Origin of the sequence: Acinetobacter sp. CIP 51.11 (assembly GCF_000369665.1) — a bacterium.
In the GTDB taxonomy this organism is placed as follows: Bacteria; Pseudomonadota; Gammaproteobacteria; order Pseudomonadales; family Moraxellaceae; genus Acinetobacter; species Acinetobacter lwoffii_S.
In genome coordinates this window covers 272,479-285,134 of sequence record NZ_KB850128.1, presented here as the reverse complement: position 1 = coordinate 285,134, position 12,656 = coordinate 272,479, and the positions used below count along the sequence as shown (strand labels likewise).

Below are 12,656 nucleotides of genomic sequence, written 5' to 3'. Positions count from 1 at the left end.
AGGCTTCAAAAAATAAAAAAATTCACTTTAACTGATCTCATTATTTGTATTATGAATCATGTATTTAGTCATACTAAAAAGACTTAAAGCCCTATTGCAATGTAGAACTCAGACTCAACTTTAAATAAGTTGCATAAAGACCAATCAAAATATGCCAAAACTAAGATAGAAGATGATGTACAAATAAAGTGCAGCACCTTGAATATTTTTTGCACTGTTTTAAAACAAAAAATCCCGCGCTTGCGGGATTTTTTACTGCTTAAATTCGATAGTTTAAACCACCAAATCTGCCAGATTACCTTTTTGCTCCAACCAGTCTTTGCGGTCACTGGCACGCTTTTTCGCCAAAAGTTTATCCAGTAACCCTGCGGTATGATGAGCATCATCCAGATCCAGTTGCACCAGACGACGCGTGTTTGGATCAAGCGTGGTTTCACGTAACTGACTGGCATTCATCTCGCCCAGACCCTTGAATCGGGTGATTTGCGGATTCTTGGTTTTGCATTTTTTCAGGATGCTATTCAGCTCATCTTCATCCAAAGCGTAGTGCACATCTTTATTGTCATCAATACGGAATAATGGCGGCATCGCTACAAATAAATGCCCTTCCTCGACCAGTGTAGGAAAATGCTTTACAAACAAGGCACACAGCAAAGTCGCGATATGCAAACCATCCGAGTCGGCATCCGCCAGGATACAGACCTTGCCATAACGCAGTTCAGACAAGTCATCCGAACCCGGATCAACGCCAATGGCAATCGCAATATTGTGTACTTCCTGCGATGCTAGAACTTCGTCAGAAGAGACTTCCCAAGTATTCAGGATTTTTCCACGAATTGGCATAATCGCCTGGAAGTTCTTATCACGCGCCTGCTTGGCCGAACCACCCGCAGAATCCCCTTCCACAATAAACAGTTCTGACTGATCCAGATCATGGCCTACACAGTCCGACAGTTTCCCCGGCAAGGTTGGACCCGCGACAATTTTCTTACGTTCTACTTTTTTCGCTGCTTTGAGACGGCGACCGGCTTTGGAAATGGCCATTTCTGCCAGTTGCATGGCGATATCAGAATTCTGGTTCAACCATAATGCAAAGGCATCTTTGGCAATATTCTGCACAATTCCAGCTGCTTCACGGCTCGATAGACGTTCTTTAGTCTGACCCGAGAACTGCGGCTCCTGAAATTTCAGCGACAAGATATAATTGACGCCGTCCCAGACATCTTCGGCAGAGAGTTTCATATTCCGCGGCAGCAAATTACGCAGTTCACAGAATTCACGCATCGCATCGGTGACGCCTGAACGCAGACCATTCACATGCGTTCCGCCTTGTGCGGTCGGAATCAGGTTGACATAAGATTCCTGGACGCTTTCACCCCCTTCGACATTCCAGCAAATTGCAAATTCTGCGCTGGCACGTTCCGCATCGCCTGTGGCAACAAACGCCGGTGCCGGAATAATTTCACGGTCTTCCAGCTCGTCCATCAAATAATCAACCAGACCATTTTCAAACTGCCAGGTGATCTTTTCATCATTGATCTGATCAACATAGTTGATCTGTAAGCCCGCCGCCAAAACAGCTTTGGCTTTGAGATTATGTTTTAAAGCTTTGAGGGCAAATTTAGGAGAATCAAAATATTTGGCTTCAGGCCAGAATTGTACAGTAGTTCCTGATACCCGTTTCGGTGCCTTACCTGCCAGTACTTCAAGCGGTGCAACCGGTTCGCCATTTTCAAAGGCCATTTTATACAGATTGCCCTGACGCTGAACTTCAACCTCTACCCGGGTCGAAAGCGCATTGACCACTGAAATCCCAACGCCATGCAAACCACCGGAAAACTGGTAATTATCGGTGCTGAACTTACCGCCGGCATGCAGTTTGGTCATGATAATTTCAATACCGCTCTGGCCATATTCAGGGTGAATATCCACCGGCATACCACGGCCATTGTCTTCGACTGATAAAGAACCATCTTTATAGACCGTGACGGTAATCTTGTTGGCATGCCCTGCCAGTGCCTCATCGACAGCATTATCAATCACTTCCTGTGCCAAATGGTTGGGACGAGAAGTATCGGTATACATGCCCGGACGACGACGGACCGGATCCAGACCAGATAAAACTTCAAGAGATTGAGCCGTATATTGAGACACGTTATTCGGTTTCCTTTTTTATGCAGTCCAATAAAAACTGTAAGACGAACGGAATTTTCTCCGCAAAATCATCCATCCCGTGACTGCCATAGGCTTCAGTCATCAGCATTGCAGGGGGATGCGCAGCACTATAATAACGATGTGCTTCACGATAATCCAAAACTTCATCGCCTTGTTGCAGCAGAACCAGTATTTTGTCTGCATCTTGTGCAACAGGCAGGGCCAATTGCTGGAGTTGTACCAGATCTGCCTCATCCAGACACCAGTTTGGATGTACTTGATAAGGCAATTGCTCGTCAAACAGTTCACGAAACAGTTGCCATGGTCGCATTGCCGGATTGATCAGTACAGCAGGCACAGCATGCTGTGCGACCAGATGTGTCGCATAAAATCCGCCGAGACTGCTGCCCAGTAACGCCACATTATGCATCGATTCAATCAGTTCAGAAACATGCGCAATGGCAGCGTTCGGTGACATGTTTAAATCGGGTAAATGTACCTGAATTTCAGGATACTTTGCACAGTAATGTTGCAGCAATTTCCCCTTGATCGAGTTGGAATTACTCTTAAAACCATGCAAATAAATGATATTCATGAACTACCAACAAAAAACCCATCAATCATCAAAATTTAATTTAAATAATGTGAAGTACACTACGTTATAAGACCAGTTAATTGCTTAAATTGTCTGACAAAAAAGCCCAAAATCTTTTCTCATTCTCGTTATTTTAAGCTGAGGCCCTCAAAATTAGGAAACTCAACAAGAAAAAGAATTTATACCGCGAAGTTCTTTAAAAAGAAAGATGGCACCACATGCGGCTCATTGAAAGGACAGGATCAGATGCCAAGTTTGACACCGTTACATGAAACCTATTGTCGATGGGATCGGACCCCGCCGAGTCAGGCCGATGTACTGGAAGGTCTGGCGCAGCTGGTGACTATGCGCTTTAACGATGTGATCCAGGAGCTGGTCAAGAGTATTCAACGCGAAATTTTAATGAGTATTTTCGGTTTAAGTGAAAATAATTCTGAAAAAATTCAGAATATTCCGTCGATTGTGCGGCTCTATCAAATGTCTTATGACATGCTGTTTCATTACGGCAATACCCTGATTGCCCCTGCTTTGCGCCAGATTATTGAACGCTTTCCTAAACTGCATAATAAACCGCTGACACCTTCCTTGCATTTTCTGGTCAGTGTCTTAAATGGCATTATCGGGGATTATCTGCTGAAATATCAAAACCCTCTAGCCCTGCCGATGGTGATCTATGACCATTATGGCTCGCTGCAAAAAGATGAGCTAAGCGGTCGTATTACTTTGTTTGTACATGGCTTATGCATGAACCATTTAGACTGGTCAAATCGCAAATATGAAGGCATTGGGGCAAAATTACTGGCGCAGCGCGACCGCAATACCATGCTCTACCTGAATTACAATACTGGACGCCGGATTTCTGCCAATGGTCGCAGTCTGGCGAATACCTTACAGGATCTGGTGGTTCGCAATCCTAGAATTACCAGTATTGACCTGATCGGCCATAGCATGGGTGGACTGGTGTCACGCAGCGCACTGTTCTATGGCAAGCAGAATGTGTATAGCTGGGTCAACATGGTGGAGAATCTGGTCTGTCTGGGTTCACCGCATCATGGTGCGGTACTGGAACGTTTTGGTTTTAGCTTGCAGGACAAACTCGGACATTTTCCACTGATCCGGTTGCTTGGCCATCTGGTCAATATTCGCAGTAACGGTATTCTGGATTTACGCCATGGCAGCGTCCGGGATGATGACTGGGAGCATAATCCGCTACGGATCGGCTTTATGGATGATCACCGTAAACCTGCCCCAATTCCCTCGCATATCGATACCTATCTGGTCGCCGGTACCATCGAGTTTGAAAACCGCAAGAACAAGACCTTGCATATGATTGGCGATTATCTGGTCAGTATTAAAAGTGCTTTGGGCGAGCATCCCAATCCGCGTTTCCAGCTCAAAGTCCCGGATGCACACAAGGCGATTTTTTATGGCCTGAACCATTTTGAAATTCAATATCATCCACTGGTGGCGGAACAGGTGGCGCGCTGGTTCTATCCAAGTGTAGAAGATGAGGCCTTTGATCAGATTCGTGAATATATGACGGATCTGGACAGTCTGGAAGGTATTGCCCTGACTTAACTCTCCGTACATTAAAAAGCCCTCCATTGAGGGCTTTTTAATAGGAACTTGATTAGTATTTATCTCTGAGTCGTTTCACTGGTGCGGTTTTATATTTACGCAGCAGTTGCCATAGACTGACCAGCAATAAAATACTGAAGAAGATCAGCGACCAGACCGGTAAAGACTGCCCCAGAAAAGCCCAGTCAATGGTGGCACACTCACCAGAACCATTCAGTACCTGTTGCAGTACAGACTGCATCGGCAGGGTTTCCAGCCAGTATTCCAGACCGGGACCACAGCTCGGCACCTGATCCGGGGGCAGGTTCTGTAGCCAGACATGACGCGCAGCCACACCCACAGACCACAAAATACTAAGCGAACCCAGCAAAGCATATAGCCGCTTCATGAGATTGGATGCAGGATTATGCAGGGATGCGATCAGTGAGATGATCCCGAGTCCGATTAATCCGACACGCTGAAACACACAGAGCGGACAAGGTGCTAGCCCCTGTACATGCTCAAGATATAAGGCAAATGCCATGCCGATGACAGCAGCCAGAAACAACATACCACTCACGAAGCGATAACCCCATTGCATGGTGAATCCTCTTATTTTTTTATCGATATTGGGCTAAATAATCAGAAAAACTGACGCTGCTATCTTGCTCGAGTTGCTGTTGCTGCTGCAATGACTTTTGTGACATTTCTTCAAAATAAGCCAGGGTTTCCGGGCTGAGCTGATGTTCTTCATAGACACTGCTGTGCTGTTGGGCCAGATGTTGGCCAAAATGCCACATACCGCCCTGCTCACGTGTATCCCCGACCACCAGAGCAGACAAGGTGGCATCGACTTCATCGACCCGGATCATCATGGTTTTTAAAGCATCAGTATATAGAGTACTGTCATAGGCCGAATTTAACAGCTTGGCCAAGGGATGCATACGCTGCAAATGCATGGCACACCAGTCTTCAATCGGATAAGACTGGCCATTTTCCATAATTGCGGCATTTGGCGCACGGCCACGGTTGACGACCTCGGCTTGATTCTGCTCAATAATATCCTGTTCATCACTAAGAAGCGCCGGACTGTCTTGCAATAAACAGTACAAGGCTACCACTTCAAGGAAACCGGCCGTATCTTCATTAATGCCAATCGGGCTGTATGGATTGACATCGACTGCGCGCAGCTCGACATAGGCAATCCCACGATTTTCCAGTGCCTGTGACGGCGTTTCACCCGCGATCGGCACCTGTTTCGGACGCACCAGACTGTAATATTCATTTTCGATTTGCAGCACATGATCATTGATCTGGATCGGCTGGCCATTGGCATCATCCAGTCCCAGACGACTAAACGGTTTATACGGCGTTTTGACGGCTTTTTGCAGCCCGTCCAGATAGTCCTGCAAATTATTGTAGTGAATACCGAGCTGTTTCTGCGCAGAGTTTTGATAACCAAAACGTCCCATACGCAGCGCAGTCGCATAAGGCGAATACAAGGTGCCTTTCACCAATGGCAGCAAGAAATGATCACGGCCAGTCATAAAGCACTGGCAAACCGCCGGACTGGCCCCCACCAGGAACATCACCAGTGGAGTCAGACGAATAAAGTTGCGGATCAGGCCCATATAACGATGACTGCGATAATCCTGCAAGCTCAATGCTTGCAGCGCCTCGTCCTGTTCCTGCTGTTGTAAGGCCTCGAACAGATGATCCGGGAAAGACAGGTTGTAATGCACGCCTGAAATCGTCTGCATACGGCGACCATAACGCACGCCTAAACCATGACGATACAAGGTTTTAAACAGGCCGATATTCGAGCTGCCATACTGTGCCAGCGGAATGCTGTCATCGCGGCTGTCCAGCATACACGGCATCGACAAAGGCCAGAGCTTTTCATCATTTTCCAGATGACGATGGACAATCGCATGAATATCGCTGAGATAGTCCAGCGCTTTTTTAATACTGTCCTGTGGCGGAGTAATAAACTCCATCAATGCTTCAGAATAGTCCGTGGTGATATGTGGATGAGTCAAGGCTGAACCCAAGGCACGAGGATGCGCTGCCTGTGACAGGAAACCATCACTTTGCATACGTAAGCTTTCACGCTCGATACCACGCAACATGCCTTTGATGAGTGACGACTCGACCCAGGTCGGTAACACATTTTGGGAAGTCGATTCAGGTTGACTCATTACAATCTCGCTTAAGGGGGCTAAATTATTAAATTAAAATCATCGGTTTAATCAGTATAACGTGATTTCGTGCCGGCATATGACAGGCTGCCTAGTTTTCAGGCAAACCATTGATTTTTAATTTGGCAAATTTTTAACACAAACTTCCTCTATAAGACATGGAAAATTTGTGATTTTATTAACAAATAGATGCTAATGAATTGTAAATATTATGAATTATCAAGATATTTTAGACTTTTGGTTTCATGCGGACAGCCAGCCCTTATGGTTTAGCCAAAGTCATGAATTCGACCAAAGTATTGCGCAGCAGTTCATGAGCACCCATCAGCAGGCAGCCCAGGCTGAACTTTGGGGCTGGCGTAAAACCGCAGAAGGCCGGCTGGCCGAAATTATTGTGCTAGATCAATTTTCACGAAATTTATTCCGTGATTCTCCCCAAGCTTTCGCCCAAGACAGTCTGGCACTGGCCTTGGCTCAGGAAGCCATCAGCCTGAACCTGGATCAACAGCTCAGTCCGGAACAGCGTGCCTTTCTGTATATGCCATTTATGCACAGCGAATCCAAACTGATTCATGAATTCGCCTTAAAACTGTTTCAGCGTCTGGGCAATCCGACCAATCTGGAATTCGAGAAAAAGCACAAGGTCATTATTGACCGCTTTGGACGTTACCCGCACCGAAACCAGATTCTGGGTCGTGCATCGACCGATGAAGAACTTACTTTCCTGACCCAGCCCGATAGCAGTTTTTAAGATTTTTTAAGACCGGCTGTCTGGACTGGATCATTGCATCAGGAGATCGAACATGAAAAACATGCTACTGGGATTGAGTGTGATTGCTGCCATCAGCCTGACTGGCTGTGCAACCACACCCTCAAAGCCCTTAACATTTGATCAGTTAGGTCGCTACAGTACCACTCCCCTCAACAGCAACACTTACCGTATCAGCTTTCAGGCCCGTCCCAATATGAGCTTTGGCACAGCTGAAGAAATTACCCTGCTCAAAGCCGCACAGACTACCGTACAAAATGGTTTTCAATTCTTCAGAGTACTGAATGATCCAAGTAACCGCACCCAGCAACCTCCACGGCAAGCCATCGTCTATCCGGCGCCAAGCTTTTATCCTTACGGGTATTACCGCCGATATCCGGGATTCTGGCCAGACCCATTCTATGACCGTCCTTATACCGTGACTCTGGATCCTGCCCAGGTGGCTTATACCATTGAATGCTTCAAGGCCAATCAGGCGCCTCAAGATGCCTTTGATGCCCGCTTGATTTTACAGTCACTTGGGGCTAAATATGGTTTAAGTCCATCCGGTGCAGTGCTGCAACCGCAACCGGCCAATCCCTCCTGACAGGATGATCTATGCAGACAGAGCGTATCTCCCCGAGCTTACAACGCAGTAAACGTTTCGCGACCATCGCCCTGGTGGTCGCCGTACTGATCTGGTTGGCATTGATGGTTGCAGCCAAACTGCTACCCGAATATGTCTGGCTCATTCATATTCTGATGCTCTCGGCAGAAGCGGGTGTGGTCGGTGGTCTGGCGGATTGGTATGCGATTACCGTACTGTTTCGTAACCCTTTTGGCAGATTGCCTATTCCCAAGTTTTTACGTGACCATACCGAAATCATTCCACGTAACAAGGCCCGTATTGCAGAGTCGATGGGCCGTTTTGTGCAGGAAAATTTTCTTTCTCCGCAAATTGTACAGCGCAGTCTGGACAGTACCGACCTGAGTCTGGCTGCAGGACGCTGGCTGGCCAATCCACAAAACAATGCCCAAGTGACTCAGGTCATTCAACAGACGGTGCCTAAAATTTTTGAATTTGTCGGACAGGAACAGATTGCCGGATTTATCCAGAGCAACAGCGTGCAATGGGTCAAAAATACCCAGATCAATACCCTAGCCAGCGAAATGCTGCATGCCGTTCTGGACAATGATTTCCATCAGGATGTGCTACAGCGTGGACTAGATGTGGTGCATGCCTGGATGACCTCGCATCCTGAACAAACCCGTGAGCTGACCCGTAACCTGTTTAAGGAAATGGGGGTGTGGAAACTGGCCAAAGGCGCCAGCTGGATCGGGATTGATGTGCAGCAACGCAGTATTGATTCCGTGATCGGGCGCGTTGAAGCCATGCTGGCCGATCCAGATCATCCATGGCGACTCAAAATTGAGAACATGGGACATAGCTGGATGTTGCAGCTGGCGGATAATGACAGTGAAGCCAGCCAGCGTCTGAATGAAACCAAAGATGCCTTACTGGATAGTCCACAAGTGTTGAATTTTATCAGTGGTGCGGTGGTGATTTTATGTGATGCGATCAAGGCAGACTTGCAAAAACCTGATTCGGGTATTGCGGAAAATCTCAGAATTGCTATTCAACAGGTCGGAGAAAATATTATCTCGAATGCCTCGGTACGTGAGCTGCTGAATAAACGTCTCAGCGGAATCGCGGTTGACCTGAGTGACCAGTATAGTGAAAAAGTGATTCGTTTTATCAGCGAGCGCATTCACGAATGGGATTCAAGCGAGATGATCGACAAGATTGAAAATGAAGTCGGCGGCGACCTGCATATGATCCGGGTCAATGGAGTTGTGGTCGGTGCTTGTATCGGTCTGGTGCTCGGGATCATCCGGGCGGCGGTGGAGCATTTAATTTAAAAATGATGCTCTTCGCCCCATATAGCCCCACTTTTAAAATGCTCAAGAATTGACTCCAGCCAGATCAAATTTAAGATTTAAAAAATGATCATTTGGGTGGCTGAGGTCCGGACATATCGACCAACAGCCCAGTGAATTTGCGTACGAATGGCAATAAGGTCACCACAATCGGAAAAGCAATCGCCCAAGAAATCATCCAGTTATGAAACCAGAGTGCCATAAATCCATCAATCCAGCCAAGATTGCGCAGCATATTGATCATGGAAATGATGCCACTCATCAGGCAGGACAGGATAAAAGGCACAATAATCAATGCCCATTTTGCAGGGAGTTTAGGAATATGACCGATAATGGTCGGACGTTGTGATGCAGCCACGACATGCTCTTTTTACTGTTTTCAGATGACTAATATAAGCCAAATTCTGTACGGTGAAGCATTGTTTTTTTCATCTGAAATGTTGAGCTAAAAACTGGTTTTATTTTCACGGGATTAATCCGTTGATTTTCCCTTTCTTTAGTCAAAAACTTCTGACGAAGTGATCCTCCACTTTTTATTCCCGAGAAATGCTTTTACCTAAACAGCCTGAAATTTGCTATATTTGCTGTTTTTCTGCGATCTCTATTTTCGACTGATTATGAATACGGCAATACAAGCAGCTCTCGATCATGCAGTGCACACTTTACAGGCACAAGGCGTACTCCCATCTGACTGGAACAATACAAGTAATTTGACGCGTACCAAAGACCGAAGCCATGGTGACTTTGCGTCGAATATTGCCATGATCGCGTCGAAAGCTGCGGGTATGAAGCCACGTGATTTAGCGGAAAAAATTCTTGCTGCCCTGCCTGAAGTGGCAGATATCAGCAAGGCAGAAATTGCCGGTCCTGGTTTTATTAACTTCTTCCTGAATGCTGACCAGCGCTTTGCAGTCCTTGATCAAATCCAGGCACAACAGGCGACTTATGGTCGTACCCAGGTCAATGCGGATAAACGTATTCAGGTTGAATTCGTTTCTGCCAACCCAACCTCTAGCCTGCACGTAGGTCATGGTCGTGGTGCTGCGTATGGCATGACGGTTGCGAACTTGCTTGAAGCGACCGGTGCAAAAGTCGATCGCGAATACTATGTCAATGATGCTGGCCGTCAAATGGACATTCTGGCGACTTCGACTTATCTGCGCTACTTAGAATTAACGGGTCAGGAACTGGTATTCCCGAAAAATGCCTACCAGGGTGACTACGTAAAAGAAATTGCACAAAGCATTATTGACCAGGATGGCGATGCTTATGTCCGTCCTGTGGCCGACGTGTATAAAGATGTGCCTGAAGATGTACAGTTTGCAGCCGAATTAGATGCTGATGGCAATAAAGTCGTATTGTCTGGTGATAAAGAAAAACACATTGATGGTTTGATCTTTAATTCACAAGCGTTAATTGGCACAGGCTACCGCGTATTCTTGCAAGCCGCGCTTAAAGCAATCTTAGATGATATTAAAGATGACCTCGGCGAGTTTGGTGTAACCTTCAATCAATGGTTCAGCGAAGAATCATTGACAGACAAAATTGAAGAAGCCTTACAGACTTTAGACCAGCGTGGTTTCCTGTATGAACTGGATGGCAACATCTGGTTTAAATCCACTGCATTCGGTGATGAAAAAGACCGTGTCGTAAAACGCCGTAATGGTCAGACCACCTACTTCGCATCTGACATCGCTTATCACCTGAACAAGTTACAACGTGGCTATACCGATATCATCGATATCTGGGGTTCGGATCACCACGGTTATATCGCACGTGTAAAAGCGGCCATTGATGCGTTGGGCTATGACTCGAAAAAATTAACGGTTCTTCTGGTTCAGTTCGTGAGCCTATGGCGTGGCGGCGAGATGGTACAAATGTCATCTCGTTCAGGTCAGTTCGTGACCTTGCGTGATTTGCGTAAAGAAGTCGGTAATGATGCCGCTCGTTTTTACTACGTGATGCGCAAGTCTGAACAGCACATTGATTTTGACCTGGATCTTGCTGTGTCACAAAGCAAGGACAACGCCGTGTATTACATCCAGTATGCACACGCCCGTATCTGTCGTATGTTAGAAAAAGCAGCTTCTACCAATGTTAACTTTGATGCTACAGCGGCACGTAATTTAGCGGCTAAGCTGGAGCTTGATGCTGAAACTGAAATCCTGGCCAAGCTGGCAGCCTACCCAGAAATTCTGGTACGTGCTGCAAACAGCTATGAACCGCATCAAATTGGTAACTACCTGAAAGAGCTGGCAGCATTGTTCCACGGTTGGTACAACGACAATAAAGTACTCGGTGATGATGCTGAATTGACTCAAGCACGTTTATTGTTATCAGTGAACGTGCGTCAGGTACTGCGTAACGGTTTAGAACTTTTAGGTGTGTCAGCTCCTGAATCAATGTAAAGCACTGCTTTTACATTGATGCAAGACAAGAGCTATGCTCGAAGTGAGCATGTAAGCAAAACATTGCCGTTTATCTGCTGAGCAGACATTTTGTAACTTTAGCTATGTGCTTGAAGATACAGATAAATTAAAATTCTGTGTGATTTGTGATCTAGAGGATGACTTTTGTATCCTGATCACATAGGATGAAGTCATAGTAGGGGCATAACTGCTGTTATGCCTTTTCTATATGTCCCGATTAACAAGAGGAAAATCCCAAGTGTTTGGAAAAACGCAACGCGGTGTATCTGAAAGACCGAATAAGCCTAAAAAGCCACTTATTCCAACCTGGCTCGGCACACTCGTGATCATTTTAATCGTGTTAAGTTTTTTGATGGCACTGATGCTCTGGAAGCCATGGGAACCGGTTAAACCGAAAACTCAAACAAGTGCTGAATCTGTCCAAGAAGAAGATACCAACAAAGATTATCGTTTTTATGACCTGTTACCACAACAGCAAGTGACGCCGATTCCTGAACAGGCCGTCCCTGAAAACAAAAATCAGGATACGGTAGTGATTGTAGAAGCACCTCGACCTGAAGTGGCTACACCTGAGGCGACCACAACTGAGCCTGGTTTAGAAGCCAGCGAAGCACCCGTTGCCGCTCCGGCCAGTTATATTCTGCAAGTTCGCAGCTTTGATGATCCAGATCAGGCCGATGCCCGCCGCGCCGAAATTATTCTCAATGGTTTATCTGCCGATGTGGTACGCAGTGTAGAAAATGGCAAAGTCTGGTATCGCGTGGTTTCAGGCCCTTATGATTCTGCAGAAGCTGCAATTATCGCACAGCAAACCTTGCAGAATAGCGGGATCGATTCCATCGTCGTGAAACGGTAAATTTCTAGAAATAAAAAAAGCGCCTGATGGCGCTTTTTTTTGAACCTCTCCCTTGCGCAGCAGTGCTGCTCATGTCCTATAAGGAGAGGAAATCCCTCTTTTTCAAAAGGGGGACTGAGGGGGATTTTTATTTATTCTAAACGAGAAAATATTTAATTCCTCCAACCTCCCTTTAATAAAG

General features: G+C 46.3%; 11 protein-coding genes. 6 read left to right on the top strand and 5 right to left on the bottom strand.

Annotated elements, in window-relative coordinates:
- Positions 1 to 273 precede the first annotated feature (273 nt).
- Positions 274 to 2,154 (bottom strand): DNA topoisomerase IV subunit B, encoded by a 1,881-nt coding sequence (gene parE, locus F894_RS01630; RefSeq protein ID WP_004281275.1) that lies wholly within the window; start codon positions 2,152 to 2,154, stop codon positions 274 to 276.
- Between the two features lies 1 nt (position 2,155).
- The gene (locus F894_RS01625) at positions 2,156 to 2,749 is read right to left on the bottom strand and encodes a YqiA/YcfP family alpha/beta fold hydrolase (protein WP_005245646.1); all 594 of its coding nucleotides are present in this window, start codon (positions 2,747 to 2,749) and stop codon (positions 2,156 to 2,158) included.
- Between the two features lie 246 nt (positions 2,750 to 2,995).
- On the opposite strand from F894_RS01625, the gene F894_RS01620 reads away from it, so the two are divergent.
- Positions 2,996 to 4,327, top strand: a complete 1,332-nt coding sequence (locus F894_RS01620; protein WP_005245645.1) for a PGAP1-like alpha/beta domain-containing protein — start codon at positions 2,996 to 2,998, stop codon at positions 4,325 to 4,327.
- Between the two features lie 52 nt (positions 4,328 to 4,379).
- On the opposite strand, the gene F894_RS01615 is transcribed toward F894_RS01620, so the two are convergent.
- Together F894_RS01615 and gshA are read right to left on the bottom strand one after the other, a co-directional pair.
- Positions 4,380 to 4,907: a disulfide bond formation protein B gene (locus F894_RS01615; protein ID WP_005245644.1), complete on the bottom strand. Its 528-nt coding sequence runs from the start codon at positions 4,905 to 4,907 to the stop codon at positions 4,380 to 4,382.
- Between the two features lie 19 nt (positions 4,908 to 4,926).
- Positions 4,927 to 6,504, bottom strand: coding sequence for a glutamate--cysteine ligase (gene gshA, locus F894_RS01610; RefSeq protein WP_005245643.1), 1,578 nt, complete (start codon positions 6,502 to 6,504; stop codon positions 4,927 to 4,929).
- A gap of 211 nt (positions 6,505 to 6,715) precedes the next feature.
- Here gshA and F894_RS01605 point away from each other — a divergent pair, with 211 nt between their 5' ends.
- From F894_RS01605 to F894_RS01595, 3 genes are read left to right on the top strand one after another with little or no spacing between them, the layout of a single operon-like run.
- Positions 6,716 to 7,255, top strand: coding sequence for a DUF924 family protein (locus F894_RS01605; protein WP_004281270.1), 540 nt, complete (start codon positions 6,716 to 6,718; stop codon positions 7,253 to 7,255).
- A 52-nt stretch (positions 7,256 to 7,307) separates the two neighbouring features.
- Positions 7,308 to 7,859 (top strand): CC0125/CC1285 family lipoprotein, encoded by a 552-nt coding sequence (locus F894_RS01600; protein ID WP_004281269.1) that lies wholly within the window; start codon positions 7,308 to 7,310, stop codon positions 7,857 to 7,859.
- Between the two features lie 11 nt (positions 7,860 to 7,870).
- Entirely contained in the window at positions 7,871 to 9,172 is a 1,302-nt protein-coding gene (locus F894_RS01595; protein WP_004281268.1) for a DUF445 domain-containing protein, read from the top strand.
- Between the two features lie 88 nt (positions 9,173 to 9,260).
- On the opposite strand, the gene F894_RS01590 is transcribed toward F894_RS01595, so the two are convergent.
- Positions 9,261 to 9,548 (bottom strand): DUF2798 domain-containing protein, encoded by a 288-nt coding sequence (locus tag F894_RS01590; RefSeq protein WP_004647201.1) that lies wholly within the window; start codon positions 9,546 to 9,548, stop codon positions 9,261 to 9,263.
- Between the two features lie 259 nt (positions 9,549 to 9,807).
- On the opposite strand from F894_RS01590, the gene argS reads away from it, so the two are divergent.
- Together argS and F894_RS01580 are read left to right on the top strand one after the other, a co-directional pair.
- Positions 9,808 to 11,598, top strand: a complete 1,791-nt coding sequence (gene argS / locus F894_RS01585; protein ID WP_004281266.1) for an arginine--tRNA ligase — start codon at positions 9,808 to 9,810, stop codon at positions 11,596 to 11,598.
- Positions 11,599 to 11,857: 259 nt separating this feature from the next.
- On the top strand, positions 11,858 to 12,475 hold the full coding sequence (locus F894_RS01580; protein ID WP_005245641.1) for an SPOR domain-containing protein: 618 nt from the start codon (positions 11,858 to 11,860) through the stop codon (positions 12,473 to 12,475).
- Positions 12,476 to 12,656 lie beyond the last annotated feature (181 nt).

Bases quoted from the DNA above. Each gene is read 5' to 3' on its own strand.
- F894_RS01600 (WP_004281269.1), top strand. From the start codon at position 7,308: ATGAAAAACATGCTACTGGGATTGAGTGTGATTGCTGCCATCAGCCTG.
- F894_RS01605 (WP_004281270.1), top strand. From the start codon at position 6,716: ATGAATTATCAAGATATTTTAGACTTTTGGTTTCATGCGGACAGCCAG.
- F894_RS01625 (WP_005245646.1), bottom strand. From the start codon at position 2,749: ATGAATATCATTTATTTGCATGGTTTTAAGAGTAATTCCAACTCGATC.
- F894_RS01620 (WP_005245645.1), top strand. From the start codon at position 2,996: ATGCCAAGTTTGACACCGTTACATGAAACCTATTGTCGATGGGATCGG.
- F894_RS01615 (WP_005245644.1), bottom strand. From the start codon at position 4,907: ATGCAATGGGGTTATCGCTTCGTGAGTGGTATGTTGTTTCTGGCTGCT.
- argS (WP_004281266.1), top strand. From the start codon at position 9,808: ATGAATACGGCAATACAAGCAGCTCTCGATCATGCAGTGCACACTTTA.
- F894_RS01595 (WP_004281268.1), top strand. From the start codon at position 7,871: ATGCAGACAGAGCGTATCTCCCCGAGCTTACAACGCAGTAAACGTTTC.
- gshA (WP_005245643.1), bottom strand. From the start codon at position 6,504: ATGAGTCAACCTGAATCGACTTCCCAAAATGTGTTACCGACCTGGGTC.